This window comes from Falsiroseomonas frigidaquae (genome assembly GCF_012163145.1).
In the GTDB taxonomy this organism is placed as follows: Bacteria; Pseudomonadota; Alphaproteobacteria; order Acetobacterales; family Acetobacteraceae; genus Falsiroseomonas; species Falsiroseomonas frigidaquae.
Window position 1 is genome coordinate 124957 of sequence record NZ_JAAVTX010000003.1, and the last position, 26634, is coordinate 151590.

Genomic DNA, 26634 nt, shown 5'->3' on the forward strand with positions numbered 1-26634 from the left:
GAAGATTGCTGCACCGCCAAATCTTCCGCCGTGGTTGCAGGCGCGCATCCTGCATCTGGGGCCGGAGCTGCTGGTGCTGGACAAGCCCGCGGGGCTGCCCGTTTCCGCCCGGCAGGGGGAGACGCTGGAGACCTGGCTGCCGGCGCTCAGCCTCGGCAAGAAGCGGGTGCCGCAGCCGGCGCACCGGCTGGATACGGACACCGCCGGCTGCCTGGTGCTGGGCCGCACCGCGCCGATGCTGGCGCGGCTGAACGCCCTGTTCGCGGCGCGCCAGGTGGGCAAGGCCTATTGGGCGGTGGTGCGCGGCGGGCCGGCGGGCGAGTCGGGCGTGGTGGAGGCGCCGCTCGCCAAGACCAGCAGCGCGGCACGGGGCTGGCGGATGCAGGTGGATGCGAAGGGCGATCCGGCCCGCAGCCTCTGGCGGGTGCTGGGGCGCGGCGCCGGGCTCACCTGGCTGGAGCTGGTGCCGGAGACCGGGCGGACGCATCAGCTGCGGGTGCATTGCGCGCATCTCGGCTGCCCGATCCTGGGGGATGGGATGTATGGCGCCGATGGGGAACGGGGCGAGGCTGGGGGGCTGCACCTGCTGGCGCGGTCCCTGACCCTGCCGCTGGACCCGGCGCAGCATTTCGAGGCCCCGGTGCCCGCGCATATGCAGGCCGCCATCAAGGCCTGCGGCACGGCGGTAGGCTGAGCGCCTGCCCCCACCCCGCCCCCCCCCCGCAAGCGGAGGAGGGAGATGCACTTACCCTCCCCTGCAAGGCGGGAGGGTGGGGGCCAGCCGCCCCCCTACCGCACCCGCAGCTCCGCCCCCGCCGCCACGCCATCCGCATCCAGCACCGTCACGCGGTAGAAGCCCGGCCCGGGCGGCACCCAGGCGGCCTCCCGCCGCGCCCGGTGGTGGTCCAGCGGCGCGCCATCCACCAGGAAGACCAGCGGCCGGCGCCCCCCGGCGGCGCGCAGCGTGACGGGACCACCCTCCGCCAGCACCGCCCCCGGCATGGGGAAGACCAGGCGCAGCCGGTCGGCGGCCTCGGCGAAGGGGCGCGGCGTGGCGCGCACCGCAAGCGGCTGGCGCGGCGCGGCCGGCAGCCGGGCAAACAGCGCCGCCAGCGCCGGCAGCGCCACGCCCCGCCCGGTCAGGCCCGGAACCGGCGTGCCATCCGGCCGCCCGACCCAGACACCCGCGACATGCCGCGCATCCAGCCCCAGCGCCCAGCCATCCCGCCCGCCCCAGGAGGTGCCGGTCTTCCACGCCACCCCCCGCGGCCCGCCACCCGGAAACGGCTGCACCAATATCCCCGCCACGCTCGCCGCGGCGCGCGGCAGCACCACCTCGGGCCGCTCGGCCGGTGGCGTGGGAACGGCCACCAGCGGCCCGGCCCGGCCCGCATCGCCGAGCAGCGCATACAGCGCGACCAGTTCTCGCAGCGTGGTCCCTGCCCCACCCAGCGCCAGCGGCAGGGAGGGTTCGGCCCCCCGCGCCAGGCGTGGCGGGCTGCCGGCCAGCTTCAGCGCGGTGGCGTAGCGCAGCACGCCCAATTCGCTCAGCAGCGCCACGGCCGGCAGGTTCAGCGATTGCCGCAGCGCGTCGGCGGCGGTGATGCGGCCGACGAAATCGCGGGAGAAATTCTCGGGCGCATAGCTGCCGAAGCGGAAGGGCAGGTCCGCCACCAGCGTTTCGGGCCGCGCCACCCCGGCCTCGAAGGCCAGCGCATAGAGGAAGGGTTTTTGGGCCGAGCCGGGGGAGCGCACCGCGCGCGTCAGATCCAGCATGCCGGCGCGGGTCTCGACGCCGAAGCTGCCGCCGACCAGGGCGCGGATTTCGCGGGATTCGATTTCGGCTACCACCATCGCCATGGCGGCGTGGTCGGACAGGGCCAGCAGGCGGTCTTCCGCCAGCGCCTCCGCCGCGCGTTGCAGGTCGCGGTCGAGCGTGGTGGCGATGCGGGCGCCCGGCGCGGCGTCGCGCGCCAATTGGCGGGAGAGGTGCGGCGCCAGGCGCGGCATGGGGTGGCGGGCGCCGGGCACCGGGCTGGCCAGCGCCAGGTCGCGCTCCGCCGGGCTGACCTGGCCGGCGCCGGGGGCGCGCTGGCGCAGCAGGGCGTCGCGGGCCGCGCGTGCAGCCTCCGGGTGCCGGTCCGGGCGCAGCGCCTCCGGCCGCCGGGCCAGCGCCACCAGCAGCGCGGATTCGGCGGCGTCGAGCTGGCCGGGCGGGCGGCCGAACCAGGCGAAGGCGCCGGCGCGCAGCCCCTCCAGATTGCCGCCCTGGGGGGCGAGGGTGAGCCAGATCCCAAGGATCTCATCCTTGCTGAACCGCGCCTCCAGCTGCAGGGCGCGCAGCATCTCGATGGCCTTGCTGCGCAGCGTGCGCGGGCGCGGCTCCAGCAGCCGGGCGGCCTGCATGGTCAGCGTCGATCCGCCGGAGACGACGCGGCCGGCGCGCACCCATTGGAAGGCGGCACGGGCCAGCGCCAGCGGATCGACGCCCGGATGCCAGCGGAACCGCGCATCCTCCGCCGCGACCAGCATGGCGAGGAGGTGGGGCGGCACATCGGCCGGCGCGGTGGGCAGGCGCCAGATGCCGCCCGGGGCCGGCAGGGTGGAAAGGGTGCGGCCGTGGCGGTCCAGCACCTCCACGCCGGAATGCAGGCGGGCGAGGTTGGGGGGGAAGGCGCGGTCGAGGAAGAACAACCCGATCGCAAGCGACATGGCTGCGAAAGCGAGGGGTCTCCCTCTCCCCCCGCGGAGGGGGGAGGGTCGGGGTGGGGGGGGCTGCGAGGGACGCGGGTCGCCCCCGCCTTCCAAGGCCCCCCCCACCCAACCAGCCTTCGGCGTCGCGGCAGTGCCGCGACCCCCTCCCTTCGGGTGGAGAGGGCTTTTTCCGCCCGCCCCCATCACTCGCCCGGCAGCACCGTGATGCGCGCCGCGTTCTGCCGCGCGAAGATGCCCGGCCGGTACATGTCCTGCGCCTCCATCCCCGGCAGCTCGAAGCTGCCGGCAGTCACCGCCCGCACCCGCACGGCGAAGCGGGCCAGCGGGCTTTCGGCGGTCAGTTCCAGCGCAGCGGCGTAGCGGTCATCCCGCGCCGGCTGGGCATCCGGGTCGGTCAGCGTGCCGAGCCACGGCATGCCCTGCACCTCGCCCGGGCCGAGCCGCCCGGCAATCTCCCACCCCGCCGGCAGGCCCTGGATCACCATGGCCAGGTGGCGCTCATTGTCGGTGGCCCGCGCCTCCATCAGCAGCACGAAGCCGGTGCCGGCGCGCAGCGCATCCAGGTTCAGCGGCTGGCCATCCAGCGCGAAGAAGCGCCGCGCCACCCGCATGCCCTGGCTGGCCGCCGGCAGGGGGGAGGTCGGCACGCCGGCGATCGACACCGCCTGCACCACCGGCGCATCGCCACGGTTGCGCGCCTCCCCGGCCGCCGTCAGCGGCGCCGTCACCACGCCCGCCACCGGCAGGTCCCGCCCATCCAGCGTGATCCGCGCGGGCCGACCGTCGCGGCCCAGCACGAAGGCCGCGGCGACGGCCCAGGCCTGTTCCTGGGTGTTGCTGACGGCGGGCGTGAATTCCGCCCCCGGCAGGCGCGCGAGCAGCGCCGGCAGCCGGTCCTGGGCCACGCCGGATTCGCGTAGCAGCAGGGCGGTGGCCAGCGCATCCCGCGCCGCGCTGCCGAAATCGGCGTGCCAGACCTGCCGCGCCGGGGCTTCCAGGCTGGCCGCGAAGATCGCCGCCGCGCGGTCCCGGTCGCCCGCACGGGCGAAGGCGCTGGCGAGCTGCGCCTTGGCGAGCGGCGTCGGCAACTGGTCGAGCTGCTCCGCCAGCCGCCGCGCCGCACCCAGCCGGTTGCGGCCGGCCAGCGCCAGCACGTGCACGCGGTACGCCTGGACGGCCAGGTATTCCGGCGAGTTGCCGCTGCCTTCCAGGTCATCCTCCACCGATTGCAGCGCCGCGTTCAGCGCCGCCTCCGGCACCGGGGCGCCATTGGCGCGGGCGCGCAGCAGGGCCTCCGTCGCATACAGGCTGGCCCAGTCATGCACGCTGCCCTCGGCGCTCCAGTAGCCGAAGCGCCCGGAATAGGTCTGCCGGTCGAGCACCGAGGAAATCGCCCGGCCGAGCAGCGCCGCATCCTCCTGCGCCGTATCCGGGTTGGCCGGGGCGTAGGACAGCGCCAGCAGGCGGGATCCGGCCTGCTCGACGCAATCCAGCGGGAAACGCTTGAGCCCCGCCAGCAGCGCCTGCGGATCGTAGCGCACCGGCGCGCCCCAGCTTGCCGTGGCGCGCCAGGTGCCAGCCAGGAAACGGGAGGATGGCAACGCCACGGGCGCGGTGGCGCCCGGCGCCAGGGTGCTGATGGCGACCTCGCTGACCGCGGGGCGGGAGGAGCGGACGGTGATCTCCGCCTCCCGCTCCGTCCTGAAGCCGCCGGGGCCGGTGACGGCCAGGCGCAGCGTGCCCTGCCCGACCGATACGCCGCGCAGGCTGGTGGCCGGCACGGCGCGGGCGCCAGCGGCGAGCTTGGCGTCCAGTGTCGCCGGCCCGGCCAGCGCGATCGCCCCGGTGGCGGTCAGCGTGGCGCGGAAGTCGCCGGGCGGCAGTTCGACATTGTGCAGCAGCACGGGCAGCCGGACTTCATCGCCCGGCGCCAGGAAGCGCGGCAGCAGGGCCTCCGCCACCGCCTGTTCGCGGATGGTCATCGGCCGGGCCGCGCTGCCGATGCGGGCGCCGTCCCAGGCCACCACCATCAGTCGCACCTCGCCGGCGAAATCCGGCAGGTCGAGCGGGATGGTCGCGGTGCCATCGGCGGCCACTGCCACCGGCCCCTGGAACAGCGCCACCACGCGCTGCGGCACCTGCAGCAGCGCGCTGGCATCCATGCCGTCGCCACCCTGGCGCAGCACCGCGGCCTCGCCCTCCGCCGGGGCGATCAGGCGGCCGTAATCGTCCCGGATATCGAGGCCGAGGCGCCGCCGGGCCAGGAAATGGCCCACCGGATCAGGACTCGAAAAGTTGGTAATTCGGAGAATGCCCTCATCCACCGCCGCCAGCGTCACCATCGCGGAGGCACCGGCGCCGGGGAGGCGGATCGGCACCTCGATGCGCGTGCGCGGCCGGGCCAGCGGCGGCGTGTCGATCGCCACCTCCAGCCGCCGCGCCGCCGGGTCCAGCCCGAGCCAGGCGAGCCCCAGCGCGCGACCCGGCCGGCCCGCACCGGCGCCCCCACCGGCACCGGGCCGGAAGACGGTGACGGCGACATGCGCACCGGGGCCCCAGGCGGCGTCAACCGGCACCTCGATTTCGGCACCGGCTTCCGGCACCTCGATCTCCCGCAGCGAGACCACGCGATCCGTCAGCACGGCGATGCTGGCGCGCCCGGCGAAGGGCGGGGTGATGCGCAGCCGGGCGGTGTCGCCGGCGCCATAGGCGCGGCGGTCGGCGGCGACATCCACGCGGTCCGGCACCTCCGCCGCCTCCGCCTGCGCCCAGCCGGCGCGGAAGCGGTAGCTGGCGATGCCGAGGCCGTTCGGCTCCGTCACCTCCAGCCGGTAGCGGCCGAAGGACAGGGTGCGGGCGAAGCGGGCGGGGCGGCCGGGGGCGACCTGGACCTCGGCGGAATCCACCGGCTCGTCGCGCCACACCGTCTCGTAGCGGGCCAGGCGTTCGCGCATCACGATCCGCCAATCGGGCCTTTCGCGCACCAGCCGCACGCGCAGCGTGCCGGCGGTGGCCTCGCCCGCCGGGTTCACGGCGGCGATGTCGAAGGCGGCCTCCGCCCCGTCATTCACCGCGCCGCCCTCGAAGGCCGGGCGGATGGCGAGCAGCGTGCCGCGGGCGCGCACCGGCAGGGACAGGCGCGTTCCGCTGGTCCGGCCACCGGGTTCGGACATCAGCACCGACACATCGGCGCGCAGCGGCCGCGTGGTGTCAGGCGCCTGGGGCAGCAGCAGCGACAGGGTCGCCTTGCCCTCCGCATCCGTCTCCGGCACGTCGAAGACCTGCAGGTCGGGTGTGAAGCTTTCGTCCATCAGGCCGAAGCGCCAGCCGCGCCAGGCCTCGAAGGGCTCCGGGTCCACGGACAGGCGCAGTTCCGCCGTGCCGGTCAGGCCGGCGCCCGGCGCGCCGTACAGGAAGCGGGCGGCGACGGGAATTTCCATCTCCTGCCCCGGCACCAGCGTGCCGGGGGCGGGGCCAGCATTCACCTCCAGCCGTTCCGGCACGAAGGCATCGACGCGGAAGCTGGTGGTGCCGATCGGCGGCGCGTTGGGGTCCGCCAGCACCTCCACCGTCCAGGCGCCGGCCGGGGCGCTGGCCGAAAGGGGCACGGGCGCGACGAAGGCGGCGCCCTGCACGCGGTCCGGCACCGTCTCGAAGAACACCTGGCCGTTCGGGCGCTTCACCCGCAGCCGCACCGGCAGGTCCACCGGCTGCCCGCCGCCATCGCGCAGCAGCGCGCCCACCTGCACCACCTCGCCCGGGCGGTAGATGCCGCGGTCGAGCCAGAGGAAGGCATCGAGCGGCCCCGGATGCGGCCGCCCCTCGGCGCCGCGATCGGTCAGGTCGAAGGCGGCGCTTTCCAGGTTGAGCGTGGCGAAATCCTCGCCGGAGAAGGCCTGCACCGCCACCGGCGCCAATTGCCCGGCACCGCGCAGCACCGCCGCGTTGAACCGCGCCAGGCCATCCGGCCCGGTCATCGCTTCCGCCAGGATATCGTTGTTGCGGGCCAGCAGCACCGTCCGCACCGCGCCGCGCGGCACGGCATCGGAAAAGCCGCGCACCTGCACGGCCAGGCCCTGCGGCCCACGCCAGGCGGTGATGCCGAGATCCGTCGCCATTACGGCGAGCGAAGCGCTGCTGCCGCGCTGCGTGCCGTCGCCGGGCAATGCCACCAGCACATACATGCCGGGGCCGGCGGTCCGCAGCGCCTCGGGCAGTGGCAGGGCGTTGCGCGCCATGCGGTTGGGCTCCGCGGCCGGCAGCTCGGCGCGGCCTTCCCACACCACGCGGCCGAGATCCTCGGAGAGGTTCTCCGCCATCCAGTCGTCCATCGTGGTGCCCGGCCGCCAGTCGCGCATCAGCGGTACCAGGTTCCGCTCCGTCACCCGCACCAGCTTGAGGCGCAGGGCGGCGACGTTCACGGTCGCGACCGTCACGCGGGGGTCCTGGCCCGCTGCCTGTGGAGCCCGGGGCAGCAGGAAGGCGCGGTTGTCGAAGGCGATGCGGGCCGGACGGTTCGGCATGGCGATGCGGTAGGTCAGGTCACGCTGCACGCGCAGCCCGTCTTCCCCCGGCAGGCCGGCGCGCACCACCAGCCGCGTGGTCTCGCCCCAGGGCAGGCCGGCGACGCAGAGTACGTCGCCTTCCCGCGTCACCGCCATCGCCGGCAAGCCGGGTTCGGCGCGCAGCCAGTCGGCCGGCTGCCAATCCGCGCGGCGGGCGGGGGCGGAGGTGAAGGCGAGGCAGGCGCGGGCCGGTTCGGCATCCGGTTCCGTCGTGATGCGGCGCACCAGCAGGCCGGCGGTGCGGCGGGCGCTGGCCAGCGCCTCCCGGTGCCGCGCATCCTCCGGCGCACGCTCGACCACCGCCTCCAGCGCCTCGATCTGCCAGACCGGCTGGTCCATCCGGCGCAGCGCCTCCGCCATCGCGAGCAGCGAGGGGATCTCCGGCGCGCCGCCTGGCACCATCATGTAGGCACGCCATGCCGCCTGCAGCGCCCGCCGCGCCTCCGGCGGGGTGCGGGAGAGCTGGGCGCGGGACAGCGCGAGCCAGGTGTCGCCGGAGGCATCGCCGGCGCCGACCCTTTCCTCCCACGCCGCGACGGCCGCGGCCCAATCCTTGCGGGCTTCCGCCGCGCGGGCCCGGGCTTCCGCCTGGGCGCGCTGCTGCGGCGTGCCGCCGGCGGGGAAGCGGCGGGTCAGTGCGCCTTCGTACTGGCCCGCATCGTCGGAGAGCCCAGGGGGGTCGAAGGCCTGGGCGGAAAGCGGCAGCAGCCAGCCGAGCAGCAGCAACAAGGGCAGCAACAAGCGGGGCGACATGGCGGGCTCCTGCGCGGCGTTTTCCGCAGCATGGCACGGCGCTTGCGCTTCGTGCAGCCGTCACGGACGGCGCATGCCCAGATTCCGTTGCGCGTCGTTTCGCCGCGCCATTCACCCTTTCGCAAGCCGTACCGGGGCAGCCTGACCCGGGGCACCGCATGAGGCGGGCCGGCAGCAAGGACCCGCAGCATGAAGCGCGCGCGCAAACGCGTCCTGATCACCGGCGGCGCCGGCTTCCTCGGCTCCCATCTGTGCGAGCGGCTGCTGGCGGAGGGCGAGGAGGTAATCTGCCTCGACAATTTCTTCACGGGATCGCGCGACAATATCCGCCACCTGCTGCCGCATCCGCATTTCGAGGTGATCCGCCACGACGTGACGCAGCCGATCCAGCTGGAGGTGGACGAGATCTACAACCTCGCCTGCCCCGCCTCCCCGGTGCATTACCAGCATAATCCGGTGCAGACGGTGCGAACCTCGGTGCATGGCGCCATCAACCTGCTGGAGCTGGCGAAGCGGCTGGGCGCGCGGATCTTCCAGGCTTCCACCTCGGAAGTGTACGGCGACCCTGCGGTGCATCCACAAACGGAAAACTACCGCGGCAACGTCAACCCCATCGGCATCCGCGCCTGCTACGACGAGGGCAAGCGCTGCGCGGAGACGCTGTTCTTCGACTACCACCGCCAGGACGGCGTCGATATCCGCGTCGCCCGCATCTTCAACACCTATGGCCCCCGCATGCATCCGAATGACGGGCGCGTGGTGTCCAACTTCATCGTCCAGGCGCTGCAGGGCGAGGCCATCACGCTGTATGGCGATGGCAGGCAGACCCGGTCCTTCTGCTATGTGGACGATCTGATCGACGGCATCATCCGCCTGATGCGTGCGCCGGATGGCATCACCGGCCCGGTCAATCTCGGCAACCCCACCGAATTCACCATCCGCGAATTGGCGGAGGAGGTGACGCGGCAGACCGCATCCCGCGCCGGCTACGTGCTGCGCCCGTTGCCGCAGGATGACCCGATGCAGCGCTGCCCGGACATCACCCTGGCGCGCAGCCTGCTCGGTTGGCAGCCGGAGGTGCCGCTGGAAGCCGGGCTGCGCCGCACCATCGCGTATTTCGCCGAGACGCTGGGCCTGCGCGTGCCGGAACCGGCGCTGCTGCGCGTGGTGGCGGGGCGCTGATCGCGCGCCGATTTACCAGGCGTCCATACCGGCCGCGATAGGCTGCGCGCATGACGATGGCCGACAGAAGGTTGGCACCGGAGCTCACGGCGCTGCGCTGCGTGTTCCTGGTGGCCATGCATCACGGCCTGCAGCTTGCGCCGGATGAGCTGCCGCAGCCGGGACATGGCGACATGGTACCGGCGGTGCTGCGGACGCTGCATGCCGCGGGGCTGAAGGGCCAGGCGCTGCGGCGCGCGGGGTGGGAAAAGGCGGCCGGGCTCGGCACCGCCTACCCGGCCATGGTCGTCCGCAATGACGGCAGCTGGATCATCCTGATCCACACGCTGGACGGCGCGGATGGCGAACCCGTGGCCGCGGTGCTCGACCCGACGCGGGAAGCGGATGGCGTGCAGCTTCTGACGCGCGCCGCGTTCCTCGCCGAATGGTCGGGAACACTGGTGCTGGTCAAGCGCGTGCATGCGCTGGATGATGAGGAACAGCCCTTCGGCCTGCGCTGGTTCCTGCCCGAGATCATCCGCCATCGCCGCCTGTTCGCCGGCGTTGCCATCGCGGCGCTGGTGGCGAACCTCATCGGCTTTACCATCCCGCTGCTGTTCCAGGTACTGATCGACAAGGTCATCACCCACCAAGCCTGGAACACGCTGTATGTCGTGGTGGGGGCCTTCGTGCTGCTGACGGCCTTCGATGCCATCTTCGGCTATATCCGCCAGCAATTGATGCTGCTGGCCAGCAACAAGATCGATGCCCGGCTTGGCGCGCGCACCTTCGGGCATCTGCTGTCGCTGCCACTGTCCTTCTTCGAGACCCATGCCGCCGGCGTGGTGGTGCGGCACATGCAGCAGACGGAAAAGCTCCGCCACTTCCTGACCGGTCGGCTGTTCCAGACCCTGCTGGATGCGGCGCTGCTGCCCGTGCTGCTGGTGTTCCTGGCGCTGTATTCCGGCGTGCTGACACTGGTGGTTCTCGGCTTCTCGCTGGCCATCGCGCTGGTCATCGGCGGCATGGTGCCGACCTTCCGCGCCCGGCTGAACCGGCTGTATGCGACGGAAGGCGCGCGACAGGCGCATCTGGTGGAAACCCTGCACAATATGCGCGCGGTGAAGTCACTGGTGCTGGAGCCGGCGCGGCAGCAGGCCTGGGACCGCAAGCTGGCCGCCGCGGTGCGCCAGCATGCCAGCGTCGGCCGCATCGGCGCACTCGGCAGCGTGGCGACGGGTGCGCTGGAGAAGCTGATGCAGATCGCCGTGCTGGCCACCGGCGCCACGCTGGTCTTCGACGGCGCGCTGACCATGGGCGCGCTGGTCGCCTTCACCATGCTGTCCGGCCGCGTCTCCGGCCCGCTCGTGCAGATCGTCGCGCTGATCAACGAATACCAGGAAGCGGCGCTGTCCGTGCGCATGCTGGGCACGGTGATGAACACGCCGCCCGAACGCGGCGCCGCCACCCGCAGCGCCCGCCCCACCATTACCGGCCGCCTCGCCTTCGAGGATGTGACCTTTCGGTACCCCGGCGCGGCCGTGCCGGCTCTGGACCGGGTTTCCTTTGCCGTGCAACCCGGCCAGGTGATCGGCGTGGTCGGCCGATCCGGTTCCGGCAAGACCACCATCACGCGGCTGATCCAGGCGATCCACGCACCGCAATCCGGGCTGATCCACCTGGATGGCGTGGATATCCGCCATATCGAGCTGAACCACCTGCGCCGCGGCATCGGCGTGGTGCTGCAGGACAACCTGCTATTCCGCGGCACCATCCGCGACAACATCGCGGCCACCCGCCCCGATGCGGGCCTTGATGAGATCATCGAGGTCGCGCGGCTCGCCGGCGCGCAGGAATTCATCGACCGCCTGCCATTGTCCTACGACACGATGGTGGAGGAAGGCGCCAGCAACTTCTCCGGCGGCCAGCGCCAGCGCATCGCCATCGCGCGCGCGCTGCTGACCCGCCCGCGCCTGTTGATCTTCGATGAGGCAACCAGCGCGCTGGACCCGGACAGCGAAGCGATCATCCAGCGCAATTTGGCGGAGATCGCGCGCGGCCGCACCATGGTCATCGTCTCGCACCGCCTGTCATCGCTGGTGACGTCGGATGCAATTCTCGTCCTCGAACAGGGCAGGCTGCTGGATTGCGCGCCGCATGGCGTGCTGCTGGAGCGCTGCGAGATCTACCGGCACCTATGGCAACAGCAGACGCAGCACCTGCGGTGATGCGCTTGCGCCGCAGCAGACCCCCGCCGCGGCGCCTGGCGGCGGAGGCGGTGGCGTTCCAGGACGATCTGGAGGCGCTGATCGCCGAGCCGCCCTCGCCTTTCCTGGGCGGCGCACATTGGTGGCTGGCGCTGCTGGCCCTCGCGCTGCTGGCCGGCGCGGCGCTGGCGCGCATCGACGTGGTGGTGACCGGCAGCGGCCGCCTGGTGCCTGATGCGCCGCCGCTGGTGCTGCAACCGATGGAACGTGCGGTGCTGCGGGAAGTGCTGGTGCGGCCCGGCCAGGCGGTGCGGCGCGGCGACGTGCTGGCGCGGATGGACGCCACCTTCGCCGAAGCCGACCAGCAGGCGCTGGCGGCCCAGGCCCGGTCGCTGCGTGCGCAGCTCGGCCGCGTGGAGGCCGAGCTGGCCGGCGCGGAACCGGCGCGCGGCGAGAACCCGGACAGCGCCCTGCAGGCCGTGCTGCACGCCCAGCGCCAGGCGCTGCGCGCCGCCCGGACGAATGCGCTGGACCAGGACATCCAGGCGCTGGAGGAAGGGCTGCGCGCCACGCGCATGCAGCAGGCTTCGCTGGCCGAGCGCGCCGCCATCGCCCGGGACGTGGAGGCGATGCGCCTGCGGCTGATGGAGGGTCAGATCGGCTCCCGCCTCAACCTGCTCGCCGCCCGCGTGCAGCGGATGGAGGCGGAGCAGGCGGAGGAGGCGGCGCGCAGCCGCGAACAGGAACTCGGCCACAGCCTGGCCGCGCGGCGTGCCGAACGCGAAGGCTTTCGCGATGAATGGACACGGCTGCTGCTGGAAGATGCGGTGCGGCTGCGGGGCGAGCTGGTGCGAGTGGAGGAATCGCTCGCCAAGGCCACGCGCATGCAGGCGCTGACCACGCTGCTGGCGCCGGCGGATGGCGTGGTGCTGGAGGTGGCGCGCCGTTCCGCCGGCTCCGTGCTGCGGGAGGCGGAGCCGCTGGTGGTGCTGGTGCCGGCCGATGCGCCGCTGATCGCAGAGATCACGCTGCGTTCAGCCGATATCGGCCATCTGCGCGTGGGCGATCCGGTGGTGCTGAAGGTGGATGCCTTCCCGTTCCAGCGCCACGGCCCGCTGCTCGGCACGCTGCGCGCCATCAGCCGCGACAGCTTCGGCGCCAACCAGCCCGGCGGCGGCGAGCCGCTACCGGGCGGGCCCACCGTGCATCGCGGCCAGGTGGAGATCGCGCCCGGCGCCGTGCTGCGGCTGGAGCCCGGGCTGGCGCTGATCCCGGGCATGACGCTGGCAGCCGAAATCAAGATCGGCGACCGCAGCGTGCTGGGCTACTTCCTCACACCGTTGATCCGCGGGATGCGGGAAAGCCTGCGGGAGCCTTGATCATACCAGATCCCACTTATCGGAACCTGCGCCCGCCGAAGGCGGGCGAGCGGCCGAAGGCGGCGATCGGTCACGATCGCCGGGATTTGGTATCAGGCTGCGAGAGACAGCGAAAGCTGCACGGCCCTGCGCGGCTTGCGCAGCACGCCGATGAAGTAGCCATTGTGCCAATCGCTGTCCTTGAACGCGATCTCCGGATGCGTGTTGTCCAGCGTGGTGCGGATCTCCGCGCCGTACAGCATCTGCAGCCCGCCCTGCACGATGGCGCGATGCGTGCCGGCGCGCACCGGCCACCAGTTCCAATCGTCGCAGATGAAGACGAACTCCTCCGTCAGCGCCGGCAGGGCGGCGATCAGCCCGTCATGCTGATCCTGTTCCTCATGCGGACCGTCGAACAGATAGACCTCGAAGGGCGTGTGACGGGCCGCCAGATCGGCGAAGGGCACGGCGCGGAAATCCGCCTCGATCACCTCCACCGCCGCCGCCTCCGTGCGGAACTGCGCGAGGTTGCCGAGGAAGGCGTCGCGCGGGCCGCCGAACTGGCTCCAATTGTCGATCGCGACCGCACGCACGGCGTTGCCATGGATGGCGCTGCACAGCGTCGATCCCATCCAGCTTCCCACTTCCAGATAGCCGGTACGGCCCAGCTTGCGGAGCAGGCCGTTGATGAAATGGCGGTAGCGCGCGCCGGACATGCCGTCGATCGTGTAGAAGCCCTGCGCCCGGTCGATCGGCGCTGCCAGCGCCTCCGACAGCGCGAGGCGCAGCGGCGCGACCAGCCGGGCCTCCGGCTCGATGAGGATTTCGCTGAGATGGGTCATCGGGGATTTTCTCCGCATGCGGGGCTGCGCCATATCTGAGCCGCTTTGGCTGAATCGAGCGTGAATGCGCGCGCCTCCAGCATTGGGTAATCCTTTGCCGCCAGACTGCCCGGGAACCCGCCCGGAAAATCCGAGACCATGGAAACCCTGCCCTCCTCCCGCCCCGGCGCCCTTTCCAGCCGCCTCGTGCTGCATGTCGGCTGTGGCGCCGCGGCACCGGACAAGTTGCCGGCGCATTTCTTCCCGGCCGGCGAATGGCGGGAGATCAGGCTGGACATCGACCCGGATGTGGCGCCCGACGTGCTTGCCTCGATCACGGATATGGAGGCCGTGGCCGATGCCTCCGTCGATGCCGTGTGGTCGTCCCACAATCTGGAGCATCTGTTCCCGCATGAGGTGCCGCTTGCGCTGGCCGAGTTCCGCCGCGTGCTGAAGCCGGGCGGCTTCGCGCTGATGACCATGCCGGATCTGCAGCAGATCGCGAAGCTGGTGGCGGAGGACCGGCTGATGGAGGCGGCCTACCTGTCCCCGATGGGACCGATCACGCCGCTCGACATGCTGTACGGTCATGGCGGGTCGCTGGCGCAGGGCAATGTCTTCATGGGCCATCGCGGCGGCTTCACCGCGCGGTCACTGGAATCGGCGCTGCTGACCGCCGGCTTCCCCATCGTCCGCGTGGTGCGCGATGACAGTTTCGCGCTGTGGGCCACAGCCTATATGGGCGGCGTCACGCTGTAAGCCGTACCGTCTCCAGCGCCGCTTCCAGGCGGCGCGTGAAGCCGGCGCAGTCGCCCAGCGTGCGCGCCCAGGCATCACCCGCCAGCACATGCCGCGCCGCCTCGTGGCGGGCGGGATCGGTGGCGAGGGCGATGGCGCGGGCGACATAATCCTCCCGCGTTCCCGTGATGCCATCGGTCAGGCCGATTGCGGTCAGCAGGCTGCACGCCATGCGCGCGGCGAAGGCCTTGCCCGCCAGGGTCAGCAGCGGCAGGCCCATGCGCAGCGCGTCGCTGGCCACCGTGCCGGAATTATAGGGCGTGGTATCCAGGAACAGATCTGCCAGCCGCATCCGCGCCAGGTAGCGCGCCGGTTCCACGCGCGGGCCGAACACCAGGCGCTCCGGGCCGATGCCCGCCGCCGCCGCGCGGGCGCGCAGATTGGCGCTGGCACCGTGGCCATCTTCCGCCAGCCACAGCACGGCGCGCGGCACGGCGTGCAGGATGCGCATCCAGTCGCTGAACATCTCCGCCGTGATCTTGTAGAAATTGGCGAAGCAGCACAGCACGAAGGCGTCTTCCGGCAGCCCTTCGCCGGCGCGGGTCAGCACCGGCAATTCCGGCATGCGGCTGTCATTCGCCTGGTACAGGCCCTCGATCGCCAGCGGCTTCGGCGCGTAGAGATGCGCCACATCCGGCGGCACCGCGATGGCATCGCACAACAGGAAATCCAGCTCCGGCAGTGGCACGCTGCCGATATAGCCGAGATAGGTGCCCTGCACCGGCGCCGGCTTCCAACGCAGCGCGCCCAGCCTGGCGCCGCGCGTCAGGCCGTTCAGGTCGATCAGGATGTCGATCTCGTCCGCGCGGATGCGCCGCGCGGCCGCCTCGTCGTCCATTCCCGCGATGCGGACATGATGATCCAGCGCCGCGACGACGCGGGCGCGGATGTCGCTGCCATCCTCGGGCGATGAACAGTAGCCGAAGATCTCGAATCGCCCGCGATCGTGGCGTTCCAGTACCTCCGCGATCAGGAAGCTCATCGCATGCCGGCAGAAATCGGAGGAGACGTAGCCGATGCGGATCCGGTCATGCGCATAGCCATGCCGCGGCGCCAGACGCTGCGGCGCGGCTGGCACCTTGCGATCCAGCCAGGTGGCGACGATGCGGCGTTGCAGGTCGATATCGTCGAACAGTGCCAGCGCGCCGAGCGGCCCGGCATGCAGCGCCGCCTGTTCCATCGTCAGCCCGGGAGTGTCGCCGGCATGCACCGGCCACAGGCACAGTTTTTGGCGCAGATGCGACCAGTGCTGCAGCACGTCGGGCTGGTCGGCTTCGCTGATCAGGCTCTCGCGCAGCGCCCGCTCGGCCTCGGCGAAGCGTCCCACCTGTTCCAGAACGCGGCCGCGCTGGTTCAGCAATTGGCGCCGCGTGGCTTCCGGTTGCAGCGCCTGCTGCCAGGTGGCCAGCGCAGCATCCGTCTGCCCTGCCGATTCCAGCGCCAGGCCGAGGTTGATGGCCGCCTCGTGGAAATCCGCCTTCAGCGCCAGCGCGTTGCGGTAGCAGGTGGCGGCCTGGCTGAATTCACCGGTCTGCGCAAAGGCAACGCCCAGATTGAACCAGGCGGCCATCGCCTGCGGATGCGCGGTGTTGGCGGCGAGCCAGGCCTTGTAGCCGCCGATCGCGACGGATTGCCGCCCTTCCCGGCTTGCCTGTTCCAGCAGCGGCAGCAGGCCCTCGAGGCGGATGGCGCGCAGCCCGCGCTGGCGCCGCGCCTCCTCCGCCGGCGGCAGCAGCGCCGGCCATTCGGCGCGGGCGAGAAGGCCCGCGAGCCAGCCGATATCCAGCGTATCGGATGCCGTCAGCGCATTCATGGCGTGCTCCACATGCGGCCATCCGCCGGCAGGTGCTGGAAGGCGTTGCGCCGCGCCAGTCTGTCGCGCCAGCGCGCCACATAATCCGGCAGCGTGCCGGTCTCCTGCGCCTCATGATCCTCGGCAGCGCCGAGATCGAGATAGGTGTCGAGGTTGCGGAGATCCGGCCGCGGCAGGCGGCCTTCGCGGAAATCCTGCCACATGCCGTCGAAGGCCTGTTCGATGTGCCGGACGAAGTTCCCGGTGTCGAACAGCAGCGAGGTCTGCCGCGCCGCCAGCAGCCCCGCCCGCAGGCCGCGCAGCCGCGCCGGGTCCCGGCCCAGCGCGATGGCCTGGGCGACGTAGTCCGCCGGCGTGGCGCAGACCAGCTCCGGCAGGCCGGCGGCGCGCACCAGGCTGGCGCAGACGCGGCTGGCGAAGCCGCGGCCGGGCATGGTCAGCACCGGCGTGCCCATCCACAGCGCGTCGGATGCGGTGGTATGCGCGCCATAGGGCGCCGTATCCAGGAACAGGTCGGCCGCTGCGTAGCGCGCGACATGCTCAGCATTGCCGGCCATCGGCGCGAAGATCAGCCGCGTCGCGTCGATGCCCGCCGCTGCGGCCCGTTCGCGCAGCTTCACATCCACCGCATCGCTGGATTTCAGCAGCCACAGCACGCTGCCCGGCACGCCGCGCAATACCTGCATCCAGCGATCGAAGCCGAAGCGGGTGATCTTCTGCGTGCCGTTGAAGCTGCAGAACACCACGACATCCTCCGGCAATCCCAGCGCGGCGCGGGTGGGGGGCGTTGCGACCTCGCGGTGGCGGTCATTCGGCTGGTAGCAGGGCAGCCGTCGCACGGCTTCGGAGTAATAGATCTCGCTGCCTGGCGGGATGATGACCTCGTCGGCCAGGATGTAGTGATGGTACGGCGTGCCCATGGTGCCGGCATAGCCGAGCCAGTTGACGATGACGGGCGCCGGCCGCCGCGACAGCAGCCTGGTGCGCGCGCCGCGGGTATGGCCGTTGATGTCCACCAATATGTCGATGCCGTCCGCCAGCATGCGCGCCAGCGCGGCATCGTCGTCCATCGGCGTGATGTCCAGCCAATGTTCCACGCTGTCGCGGATGCGCGCCTTCACCGCATCCTCCTGCGGGATGCCGCAGTAATAGACGAAGACCTCGTAGCGGCTGCGGTCATGCAGCCGGTACATGTCCGCCGTCAGATGCCCGATGGCGTGCGAGCGCAGGTCCGAGGACAGGTAGCCCACCCGCAGCCGCGGCGCCGCCGGCCGCTGCGCGAAATCCGCTTCCGTCTGGAAACTCGCCGGCACGCCGAATTCGGCGCGGCTGTAGGCGGCGGAAAGCGCGAGCGCCAGTATCGGGTCGTCGGTATGGGTGATCAGGCTCAGCGGCGCCATGCCGCGCAGCAGCGCCGCGCGGTCCAGCGTGCCCACTGGCTCCAGCAGCGGCCATGCGCATTGCCGTTGGCGCAGGCTGATCCAGTGCTGCACCACGTCGCGCTGCCTCGGCGCGAGTTCGATGATCTGGCGCAGATGTTCCTCCGCCTGCGCATGGCGCTGGGCGCCCTCCAGCACGCGGGCGATGTGCTTCAGCGCGGTGGTCTTGTAGGCCAGGCTGTCGCCGGACAGCGCGGCCAGGCTCGCCGTGGCATGCGCCCAATGGCTGATCGCGGGCTCCGTCGCGCCCAGCCTTTCATACACCACGCCGAGGTTGATGAAGGGCGGCAGGAAGGTGGCGTTGCGACGGATTGCCTCGCCGAAGGCGATGGCCGCACCAGCCAGGTCATCGAGGCCCGAGAGCAGCACGCCATAGTTGAAGTAGACCGCATGGCCCAGCGGGTCCGCCGGGTTGCACGCCAGCCATTCCCGGTACAACGCGGCCGCCTGCGGCGCCTGGCCCGCCAGGGTCAGCCGATGCGCCGTGCCGAACAGCTCGGCCACACTCTCATTCTGCATGCTTCCGTCCTGGCGCGCTGCAACCTGCCGCAGCAGCCTGACGCGGTCGGGTGAAGATTGCGTTAGCGCTTTCACGACGCGTGGATTCATCACCCGTCAAGGCTTCCTCGCCTACCTTCCCGCGACGCCGGGACGACAAGATGTCCACCCCGTTGCGACCACGCCGTTTCTGCCGGGCTTGCTGGGCCCTGGCGTGGCCGATTTTCCCCGGCAGGGAGTGATGGCGATGGCGCTGTTCGATTCGTTGACCACCACGCAGATCGGTCAACTCACGACCACGACCATTGCCGCGCTGCGGACCACCGAGATCCGTAGCCTGGCCGCGACGCAGATCGCGGCGCTGACAACGACGCAGATCGGCGCCCTGGCTGCGACACAGCTCGGCGCGCTGTACACCACGCAGGCCGCGGCGCTGGAGACGACGGATATCGCCGTGCTGACCAGCGCGCAGCTCCGCGGCCTGGTTTCCACCCAGATCGCCGCGCTGACCACCACGCAGGTCGGCGCCCTGACCTCGACGCAGTTCGGCGCCCTGAGCTCGCTTCAGGCCGCGATGTTGTCGACCACGCAGGTGGCGGCGCTGACCACCACGCAGCTCGGTGGCCTTGGCACCACCCAGGTGGTCGGCCTTACTTCGCAGCAGATCGCGGCGCTCACCACCACCCAGGTCGCCGTGCTGACCTCCACGCAGATCGGCGCCATCGGCGCGACGAAGATCCGTGGGCTGGAGACCTCCGACATCGAGGCGCTGACCACCACGCAGATGGCCGGGCTGACGACGGCGCAGCTTGCGGCGCTGACCAGCACTCAGGCGGCGGCGTTCGAGACGACGGATCTGGTGGCGCTGACCACCACCCAGCTGCGCGGCCTGGTCTCGACGCAGCTTGCCGCACTGACCACGACGCAGGCAGCGGCGCTGACCACCACGCAGCTTGGTGGCTTGACCTCGGTCCAGATGGCGGCGCTGAGCAGCACCCAATTGTCGGCGCTGACCACGACGCAGGTGAGCAACCTCGGCACCACTCAGGTCGCCGGCCTCACCTCCGGGCAGATCGCCAGCTTCACCACCACGCAGGTAGGCGTGCTGACCTCGACGCAGATCGGCGCGATCCGTTCCAGCCAGATCCGCGGCCTGGAAACCACGGACCTTGCCGCGCTCACCACCACCCAGGTCGCCGGCCTCACCAGCCTGCAGCTTGGCGGGCTGAGCGCGACGCAGATCCTCGCGCTGGAGACGACGGATCTGGCGGCGCTGACGACGACGCAGATACGCGGCCTGACAACGACCCAGATGGGCGCGCTGACAACGACGCAGACGGAGGCGCTGACCACGACGCAGCTTGCCGCGCTGGGCACGACGCAGGTTGCCGGCTTCGGGTCGCTGCAAATGGCGGCGCTGACCACCACCCAGGTCGGCGCGCTGACCTCCACCCAGATCGCCGCCATCGGCAGCGTCGCCCTGCGCGGCATGGAGACCACCGACCTCGCCGCCCTCACCACCACCCAGGTCGCCGGCCTCACCAGCCAGCAGCTCTCCGCGCTGACCTCGACCCAGGCGGTCGCGCTGGAGACCACCGACCTCGCCGTCCTCACCACCACCCAGCTGCGTGGCCTCACCACCACCCAGATCGGTGCATTGACCACCACCCAGGCGGTGGCGCTGACCTCCACCCAGGTCGCCGGCCTCACCTCCACCCAGTTCGCCGCCATCACCACCACTCAGCTCGCCGCGCTCACCACCACCCAGGTCGGCGCCCTCGGCACCACCCAGGTCGCCGGCCTCACCTCCACCCAGCTCGCCGCGCTCACCACCACCCAGGTCGGCGTGCTCACCACCACCCAGATCGCCGCCATCCGCTCCAGCCAGATCCGCGGCCTGGAGACCACCGACCTCGCCGCCCTCACCACCACCCAGATCGGCGGCCTCGGCACCGCCCAGATCGCCGCCCTCACCACCACCCAGGCCGCGGCGCTGGAGACCACCGACCTCGCCGTCCTCACCACCACCCAGCTCGGCGGCCTCACCTCCACCCAGCTCGCCGCGCTCACCACCACCCAGCTCGCCGCCGTCACCACCACCCAGGTCGCCGCCCTCACCACCACCCAGGTCGGCGGCCTCACCACCACCCAGGTCGCCGCCCTCACCACCACCCAGGTCGGCGCCATGGGCACCACCCAGGTCCAGGGCCTCACCACCGGCCAGCTCGCCGCGCTCACCACCACCCAGGTCGCCGCGCTCACCTCCACCCAGGTCGGCGCCATCCGCCGCAACTGGATCCGCGGCATGGAGACCACCGACCTCGCCGCCCTCAACACCACCCAGATCGGCGGCCTGTCCTCCGACCAGCTCAACGGCCTGACCAACACCCAGCTCGCCGCGCTCGAGACCACCGATCTCGCCGTCCTCACCACCACCCAGCTGCGCGGCATCACCTCCACCCAGCTCGCGGCGCTGACCACCACCCAGGCCACCGCCCTGACCACCACCCAGGTTGTGGGTCTCGCCACCACCCAGCTCACCGGCCTGACCAGCACACAGGTCGCGGCCTTCACCACCACCCAGATCGGCGCGCTGACCACCACCCAGATCGCCGGCCTGGCCACCGCCACCATCCGTGGCATCGAGACGACCGATCTGGCCGCGCTGACCACCACCCAGATCGCCGGCCTCACCAGCCAGCAGCTCTCCGCGCTGACCTCGACCCAGGCGGTGGCGCTGGAGACGACGGATCTGGTGGCGCTGACCACCACGCAGCTGCGCGGCCTGGCCAGCACCCAGCTTGCGGCGCTGACCACCACCCAGGCCACCGCGCTGACCACCACACAGGTCGCGGCCCTGACCACGACGCAGGCGGCGGCGCTGACCACCACACAATTGGCAGTGCTGACCACGACGCAGATCGGCGGGTTGGGCACCACCCAGTTGGCCGGCCTCACCTCCGCCCAGCTGGCCGCGCTCACCACCACCCAGGTCGCCGTGCTGAGCTCGACGCAGATCGGTGGCATCAGCAGCGTGGAGATCCGCGGCCTGGAGACGACCGACCTGGCGGTGCTGACCACCACCCAGTTCGGCGGCCTGACTTCAACGCAGCTCTCCGCGCTGACCTCGACCCAGGCCACCGGCCTGACCACCACCAGCCTCGCCGCGCTGACCACCACCCAGCTCGGCGGCCTGACGGTGACGATGGTGGGGGCGCTGACCACCACCCAGGTGGCGGCGCTGACCAGCACCTCCATCACCGCGCTGACCACGAAGCAGATGGAGGGGCTGACGACGACCCAGCTCGCCGCCCTCAGCACCACCCAGGTCACGGCGCTGGAGGTGGCGGACATCACGGCGCTGACGGACACGCAGGTGGCCGGCTTCACCACGACGCAGATCGGCGCGATGACCGCCAACCAGGTGAACGCGCTGTTTGCCTGAAGCTGCGGCCGGAGGGCGGGGGGCAATCCCTCCGCCACGGCAGGGCGAGAGGGAATTGCGGGCGGCGGGGATCGAACCCGCATGGCACTGGGCCGAGGGTTTTTAAGACCCTTCCGTCTACCGTTCCGGCACGCCCGCCTGTGGGCCGACTATGCCGTGCCTGGCGTCACCTCGCCAGGGCGGGCCCGGCCGGGGAGGGAAGACGAGCCTCCGCCACATCGGTCTGCGGCAGGATTGATTCGATGGGCCGCAGCACGGTCCACCACTCGCACTGCTCCTCCCGCCCCCGTGCGGCGCACCAGATGCGGCCGACGCCAAGCGGGCGCATGCCCAGGCCGCGCAGCACGGCGCGGGAGGCGGTGTTGTCCGGCTGCACCGCGGCACGCACCTCGCTGACGCCAAGCTGGCCGAAGATGGCCGCCAGCGCCGCCGGCGCGGCTTCCCGCATCAGGCCCTCGCCCTGGAACCGGTCGCCCAGCCAATATGTCAGCACGGCACGGTTGCGGTCGGCCTCGGAACGTGCGGCACTGATCCAGCCGACGATCTCGCCGCCATCGCGACGCGTGATCACCATCGGCAGGGCCAGCCCGGCCATCGCGGCCGCGCGGGCTTCACCCAGCCGGGCGGCCGCCGCCTCGGGCGCCAGATGGACCGGCCAGGAGGCCAGCCTGGCGCTGATATCGGGCCCCATCAGGCTGGCAAGCGGTGCCGCATCTTCCGGAAAGGGCAGGCGAAGGCACAGCCTGGCCGTGCATACCTCCCGAACCTGATCCCCTGATGCGTTCATGAATCGAGTCTGGCATCGTTAACGTCTTCCCACCAGCCTCGCGATCAACCGGTGGGCGAGTCTTTTTCTAGGAAGATCAAAGACACGCGCCAGACTCCAGGCACCATGCCGAACATGTGATCTTGCTTCGGAAAAGGTAAAAAATCCTTGTTTTCCGTGATAGCGCCCCTGCCCTGAGGCGCCTGTTCCGCCGAATCCCAGGGCGGGAAACGCCGCATATTCGACCGTCCGGCCGCTGACCAGGGCGCCGGAACGGGTGGCGGCGCCCACCGCCGTGCGCTCCGCCCGGCTGGCGCCGAACAGGTAGATCGCGAGGGGCGCCGGGTGGGCGTTGATCCAGCCGATCGCCGCCTCCAGCCCCGCCATTTCCTCCACCGCCAGGACCGGGCCGAACACCTCCTCCCGCCCCAGCGCATCGCCCGGCTGCGGGAAGGCGAGCGTCAAGGCGCGCTGCCGGCCAGGGCCATCGGGGCCGAGCGGTTGCTGCGCCACCCCCTGCAGCAGCCGGTCCAGCCGCGCCGCCTGGGCATCACTGGCCAGGCCCGATTCGGGCAGAGCGAGGCCGCTGGCGCGGCAGGCGGCAGTGAAGTCAGCGATGGTGTGGCCGACCAGCAGCACGGTATCCGGCGCCACGCAGGTCTGCCCGGCATTCACCGCCTTGCCGACCAGGATATCCCGCGCCGCCACGGCCAGATCCGCCCCCGGCAGCACCACCGCCGGGCATTTGCCGCCGAGTTCCAGCGTCACCGGCACCAGGTTGCGCGCGGCGGCCTCCGCCACCTTGCGGCCGGTTTCCGTGCCGCCGGTGAACATCAGGTGGTCCCAGCGCTGGGCGGCGAAATCGGCCGCCACATCCGGCCCGCCCAGCACGGTGGCGGCGATCTCCGGACCCAGCGCCGCCTCCAGCACCTCCGCGATCAGCGCGGCGGTGCGGGGCACGGCCTCGCTCGGCTTCACCGCCACGCGGTTGCCGGCGGCCAGCGCATCCACCACCGGCACCAAGGCGAGCTGCACAGGGTAGTTCCAGGGCGCCATGATGCCGACGATGCCCTTCGGCACCGGCTCCTCCCACGCGCTGGCCGGCCAGAAGGGGTAGGGCACGGCGACGCGGCGGGGCCTGGCCCAGCGGCGCAGGTGGCGCCGCGCATGGCGGGCGGCATCGACGGTGCAGAGCACATCGGCCAGCAGCGTCTCCAGCCGGGACCGCCCGCCGTAATCGGCGTCGAGCGCGGCGGCCAGATCCTCCGCCCGCGCCAGCAGGGTCTTCGCCAGCCGGTCGAGCAGGTCGCGCCGCCGGTCCAGCGCCAGCCGGCCATCGCGCGCCTCCGCCGCGCGCAGCTGCGCGAGTGCCGCGGCGGGTGTGCGGCATGGCATCAGGCGGCGACGGCCTGGCGCGCCTGGGCGGAGAGCAGGGCCGCCGCGGCAGCCTCGCCGGATCGGATGGCGGCCTCGATCGTCGCCGGCAGGGCAGCCAGCGTCCAGTCGCCGGCCAGGGCGAGGTTGGGCAGCGGGCGGCGCGGCGGGGCCGGGGGCGGGTTCAGCCCGTGCCGCGGCGTCGCCCGGCGTTCGCGCACCGCCCGCGCCGGGGGCGATTCCACCGGCCAGTCGCCGGGCAGGCCGAAGCGCAGCGCCGCCTCCCGCACTTCCGGCCAGATCCGCGCCGCAGCCTCCGAATCGTTCAGCCCGACACTGTCATCCGCCGCGCTGACGGTGACGGAGACGCCGGAGGGCCGCACCAGCACCCATTGCGCCAGCCCGCCCAGCAACCCGAGGAAGCGCACCGGTCCTTCCTCGAGCCGGTTGAAATGCACGTTCAGGATCGGCGCATGGCGGGTGGGCACCGGCAGGTCGGGCAGCAGGCGCACGGCTTCCCAGGGCGGCAGGGCCAGCACCACGGCATCGGCGGGGCCGATGGGCTGCACCGCCTCGCCCAAATCCAGCCCGGTGACGCGCCCGCCTTCCTGCACCAGCCCGCGCAGCCGGCTGCCGGTGCGGAGGTTGGCGCCGTGGCAGGCGAGAGTCGCCAGCGCCGGCGCCACCAGATCCGGCCCGAGGCCCTGGCGCGCCACCAGCAGCCGCGCCGCGCCCTTGCCGCCGAGCCGCCGCAGCACCGCACCCAGCCGCCGGGCGGAGGCTTCGCCCACCGGGGTGTTCAGCGCCGCCACCGTCAGCGGCTCCACCAGCGCGCGCAGCAGCTTCGGGTGGTGGGCGAAGGCGTCCGCCACGCTGCGATCCGGGCCGGGCAGCGCCAGGCGCAGCAAGGCGAGCAGGCTGCCCAGCGTCACCCCTTCCGGCCGCCGTGCCGCATCGCCCCAGCCGAGGGGGGAAAGCGCCACGCGGCGCGCGCTGCCATTCTCCAGGTCCAGCACCGGCAGGCCGCCCGGCTCCGGCTCCACCCAGCCCTCCCGCGCGCCGATCTGCACCAGGAAGCGCAGCGCGGCGCGGTTGGCGCCGAGCAAGGCGTGGGTGCCGTTGTCGGTGCCATCCGGCAGGGCACGGCAGCGGCCGCCGGCCACCGGAGCGGCCTCATGCAGCGCGACGCGCTGGCCGCCGCGCACCAGGGCCAGCGCCGCCGCCAGCCCGGCCACGCCGGCGCCAATGACGTGCACCGTCATCTGGGCACCGTCATGCGTGCAGCCTCACGGCTTCACCGCCAGCCAGGCCATGCGCAGCTTCTCCGTCCGGGTCAGCCGCGGCCGCTGGCGCGGATGCGCGAAGCCTGTGGCCAGCATGCGGTCCAGCAGCCGGCGGTAGCCCCACATCATGATGCGCGCCGGTTTCATCGCCTGGGCGTCATGCTCCCGCAATTCCAGTTCCGCCCGCGCGAAGCCGGCCGCCGCCCGCGCCGCGAGGTCCTCGCAGCATAGCGCGAAATTCGGGTGGGCGACGATGGCAGATGGGGTAGCCGGCGGCACATCGTGGCGAGCAAGCAATGAGGCCGGGACATAGACGCGGTCGATCGCCGCATCCTCATCCACGTCGCGCACGATGTTCACCAGCTGGAAGGTGCGGCCGAGCGCCAGGCCGAACCGCTCCGCCCCCGGGGCGCCGAAGATGCGTACCGCCATGGCGCCGACGCTGCCGGCGACGCGGCGGCAATAGGCATCCAGCGCCGCCTCGTCCGCCAGGCGCAGCCCGGGGGTCGCGTCCGTCTCCATGCCGTCGATCATCGCCACGCATTCGGCCAGCGGCAGCGCGAAGCCGGCGCGCGCCCAGGCGAGTTCGGCCGACAGCGCGCAATCCGGCTGCACCAGCTTGCCGCGCCAGGCGGCGAGAAGGCGGCGCTTCTCCGCCTCCGGCATCGCGCCATCCGCGATGTCGTCCACCGCGCGGCAGAAGCCGTACACGGCGTAGAGCGCCCGGCGGCGCTCGCCCTTCAGCACCGCCATGCCGCGGCCGAAGCTGCTGCCGGCGCGATCGACGCGGGCGCGCACCACGGCGGCATTCCCGGGCGGCGGGCGCAGCAGGCCGGTGAAGGCGGCGGCGAAATCGGCGCGACGCAGCGCCACCCGCCCGGCCACCGGGTCCGCCGCGCGCAGCCGGGCCAGCAGCCGCCAGGCCAGCGCCAGGGTCACCGCCGCCTGTCGCTTCAGGCGGGAGCGCAGCAGGCGCGGCAGCGGGGCCGCCACCTCCAGCGCCGCCTCCACCCGGTCCAACGCCGCATCCAGCACGGCGCGGCGATGTGGGTTTGCCGGGGCGAAGAAGGCATCCTCCCCGCCCGCCAGCGCCATCCAGGAGCAGGGCAGGTAGATGCGATCCATCGCCGCGCGATCCGGCACCAGATCCTGCAGGTGGTTCAGGATCTGCAGCGCCGTGCACAGCGCATCGGCGGCAGGCGCGGCCTGCGGATGCGCCTCCCCATGCAGGCGCAGCAGCATGCGGCCCACGGGTTGCGCCGACCGCGTGCAGTAATCCTCCAGCGCGGGCCAATCCGCGTAGCGCGACTGGACCGAATCCTGCCGGAAGGCGGAGAGCAGCAGCCGGGCCTCCGCCGTGCCCACCTCGGCCAGGGGGCCGCGCGGATCGTCCAGCAGCCGCTCCATCGCATCCAGCCGCGCGAGCTTCGCTGCGGGCGCCAGGTCCGGCGCATCCGCGATATCGTCGGCGGTGCGGGCGAAACGGTAGAAGGCGAGCACCTTGGGCCGCAATGCGGGCGGCAACAGGCGCGAGGCGACGGGGAAATTCTCCGTCGTCTCCGTCCGGTTCGGCGCACCGGCGGCAGGCCCGGCCGCGAACTCGGACTGGTCCATGGTCAGGGCAGGATGGGGATTGGG

15 protein-coding genes and 1 tRNA gene are annotated in these 26634 nt (G+C 72.2%); 6 read left to right on the forward strand and 10 right to left on the reverse strand.

The window, feature by feature from the left end; genetic code table 11:
- Positions 1–34: 34 nt before the first annotated feature.
- Positions 35–694: an RluA family pseudouridine synthase gene (locus HB662_RS09595; protein ID WP_245185551.1), complete on the forward strand. Its 660-nt coding sequence runs from the start codon at positions 35–37 to the stop codon at positions 692–694.
- A 95-nt stretch (positions 695–789) separates the two neighbouring features.
- On the opposite strand, the gene pbpC is transcribed toward HB662_RS09595, so the two are convergent.
- Both pbpC and HB662_RS09605 read right to left on the reverse strand, forming a co-directional pair.
- Positions 790–2712, reverse strand: coding sequence for a penicillin-binding protein 1C (gene pbpC / locus HB662_RS09600; RefSeq protein WP_168049528.1), 1923 nt, complete (start codon positions 2710–2712; stop codon positions 790–792).
- A gap of 185 nt (positions 2713–2897) precedes the next feature.
- Positions 2898–8033 carry an alpha-2-macroglobulin family protein gene (locus HB662_RS09605; protein ID WP_168049529.1) on the reverse strand — a complete coding sequence of 1712 codons (5136 nt, stop codon included), beginning with the start codon at positions 8031–8033 and terminating at the stop codon, positions 2898–2900.
- A 189-nt stretch (positions 8034–8222) separates the two neighbouring features.
- Here HB662_RS09605 and HB662_RS09610 point away from each other — a divergent pair, with 189 nt between their 5' ends.
- The 3 genes from HB662_RS09610 to HB662_RS09620 are packed head-to-tail and all read left to right on the forward strand — an operon-like array spanning position 8223 to position 12780.
- On the forward strand, positions 8223–9215 hold the full coding sequence (locus HB662_RS09610) for a UDP-glucuronic acid decarboxylase family protein (RefSeq protein WP_168049530.1): 993 nt from the start codon (positions 8223–8225) through the stop codon (positions 9213–9215).
- Between the two features lie 50 nt (positions 9216–9265).
- On the forward strand, positions 9266–11422 hold the full coding sequence (locus tag HB662_RS09615) for a peptidase domain-containing ABC transporter (protein WP_209443210.1): 2157 nt from the start codon (positions 9266–9268) through the stop codon (positions 11420–11422).
- A gap of 5 nt (positions 11423–11427) precedes the next feature.
- The gene (locus HB662_RS09620) at positions 11428–12780 is read left to right on the forward strand and encodes an HlyD family type I secretion periplasmic adaptor subunit (protein ID WP_168049531.1); all 1353 of its coding nucleotides are present in this window, start codon (positions 11428–11430) and stop codon (positions 12778–12780) included.
- Between the two features lie 92 nt (positions 12781–12872).
- On the opposite strand, the gene HB662_RS09625 is transcribed toward HB662_RS09620, so the two are convergent.
- On the reverse strand, positions 12873–13601 hold the full coding sequence (locus tag HB662_RS09625) for a class I SAM-dependent methyltransferase (protein WP_168049532.1): 729 nt from the start codon (positions 13599–13601) through the stop codon (positions 12873–12875).
- A gap of 138 nt (positions 13602–13739) precedes the next feature.
- Between HB662_RS09625 and HB662_RS09630 the strand changes: the two genes are divergently transcribed.
- Positions 13740–14339, forward strand: coding sequence for a class I SAM-dependent methyltransferase (locus tag HB662_RS09630; protein ID WP_168049533.1), 600 nt, complete (start codon positions 13740–13742; stop codon positions 14337–14339).
- Here HB662_RS09630 and HB662_RS09635 read toward each other — a convergent pair.
- Together HB662_RS09635 and HB662_RS09640 are read right to left on the reverse strand one after the other, a co-directional pair.
- Entirely contained in the window at positions 14329–16191 is a 1863-nt protein-coding gene (locus tag HB662_RS09635; RefSeq protein WP_168049534.1) for an O-linked N-acetylglucosamine transferase, SPINDLY family protein, read from the reverse strand. The two genes, HB662_RS09630 and HB662_RS09635, sit on opposite strands and share 11 nt — an antisense overlap.
- A complete protein-coding gene (locus HB662_RS09640) occupies positions 16188–18149 on the reverse strand; it encodes an O-linked N-acetylglucosamine transferase, SPINDLY family protein (RefSeq protein ID WP_168049535.1) in 1962 nt (653 codons plus the stop codon). The genes HB662_RS09635 and HB662_RS09640 overlap by 4 nt, the downstream gene beginning before the upstream one ends.
- A 226-nt stretch (positions 18150–18375) precedes the next feature.
- Between HB662_RS09640 and HB662_RS29680 the strand changes: the two genes are divergently transcribed.
- Positions 18376–21573, forward strand: a complete 3198-nt coding sequence (locus HB662_RS29680) for a beta strand repeat-containing protein (protein WP_168049536.1) — start codon at positions 18376–18378, stop codon at positions 21571–21573.
- Positions 21574–21629: 56 nt separating this feature from the next.
- On the opposite strand, the gene HB662_RS09650 is transcribed toward HB662_RS29680, so the two are convergent.
- The 5 genes from HB662_RS09650 to HB662_RS09670 all read right to left on the reverse strand — a co-directional run bounded on the left by HB662_RS09650 (position 21630) and on the right by HB662_RS09670 (position 26610).
- Positions 21630–21711, reverse strand: a tRNA-Leu gene (locus HB662_RS09650).
- 28 nt (positions 21712–21739) lie between these two features.
- Positions 21740–22360: a GNAT family N-acetyltransferase gene (locus HB662_RS09655; protein WP_168049537.1), complete on the reverse strand. Its 621-nt coding sequence runs from the start codon at positions 22358–22360 to the stop codon at positions 21740–21742.
- Between the two features lie 18 nt (positions 22361–22378).
- On the reverse strand, positions 22379–23734 hold the full coding sequence (locus tag HB662_RS09660) for an aldehyde dehydrogenase family protein (protein WP_168049538.1): 1356 nt from the start codon (positions 23732–23734) through the stop codon (positions 22379–22381).
- Positions 23734–24975 (reverse strand): hydroxysqualene dehydroxylase, encoded by a 1242-nt coding sequence (locus HB662_RS09665; RefSeq protein ID WP_168049539.1) that lies wholly within the window; start codon positions 24973–24975, stop codon positions 23734–23736. The genes HB662_RS09660 and HB662_RS09665 overlap by 1 nt, the downstream gene beginning before the upstream one ends.
- Before the next feature lie 24 nt (positions 24976–24999).
- Positions 25000–26610: a squalene/phytoene synthase family protein gene (locus HB662_RS09670; protein WP_168049540.1), complete on the reverse strand. Its 1611-nt coding sequence runs from the start codon at positions 26608–26610 to the stop codon at positions 25000–25002.
- Positions 26611–26634 lie beyond the last annotated feature (24 nt).

Coding starts and splice junctions, on each gene's coding strand:
- HB662_RS29680 (WP_168049536.1), top strand. CDS start 18,376: ATGGCGCTGTTCGATTCGTTGACCACCACGCAGATCGGTCAACTCACG.
- HB662_RS09625 (WP_168049532.1), bottom strand. CDS start 13,601: ATGACCCATCTCAGCGAAATCCTCATCGAGCCGGAGGCCCGGCTGGTC.
- HB662_RS09665 (WP_168049539.1), bottom strand. CDS start 24,975: ATGACGGTGCACGTCATTGGCGCCGGCGTGGCCGGGCTGGCGGCGGCG.
- HB662_RS09655 (WP_168049537.1), bottom strand. CDS start 22,360: ATGAACGCATCAGGGGATCAGGTTCGGGAGGTATGCACGGCCAGGCTG.
- HB662_RS09640 (WP_168049535.1), bottom strand. CDS start 18,149: ATGCAGAATGAGAGTGTGGCCGAGCTGTTCGGCACGGCGCATCGGCTG.
- HB662_RS09635 (WP_168049534.1), bottom strand. CDS start 16,191: ATGAATGCGCTGACGGCATCCGATACGCTGGATATCGGCTGGCTCGCG.
- HB662_RS09630 (WP_168049533.1), top strand. CDS start 13,740: ATGGAAACCCTGCCCTCCTCCCGCCCCGGCGCCCTTTCCAGCCGCCTC.
- pbpC (WP_168049528.1), bottom strand. CDS start 2,712: ATGTCGCTTGCGATCGGGTTGTTCTTCCTCGACCGCGCCTTCCCCCCC.
- HB662_RS09660 (WP_168049538.1), bottom strand. CDS start 23,734: ATGCCATGCCGCACACCCGCCGCGGCACTCGCGCAGCTGCGCGCGGCG.
- HB662_RS09670 (WP_168049540.1), bottom strand. CDS start 26,610: ATGGACCAGTCCGAGTTCGCGGCCGGGCCTGCCGCCGGTGCGCCGAAC.
- HB662_RS09610 (WP_168049530.1), top strand. CDS start 8,223: ATGAAGCGCGCGCGCAAACGCGTCCTGATCACCGGCGGCGCCGGCTTC.
- HB662_RS09615 (WP_209443210.1), top strand. CDS start 9,266: ATGACGATGGCCGACAGAAGGTTGGCACCGGAGCTCACGGCGCTGCGC.
- HB662_RS09605 (WP_168049529.1), bottom strand. CDS start 8,033: ATGTCGCCCCGCTTGTTGCTGCCCTTGTTGCTGCTGCTCGGCTGGCTG.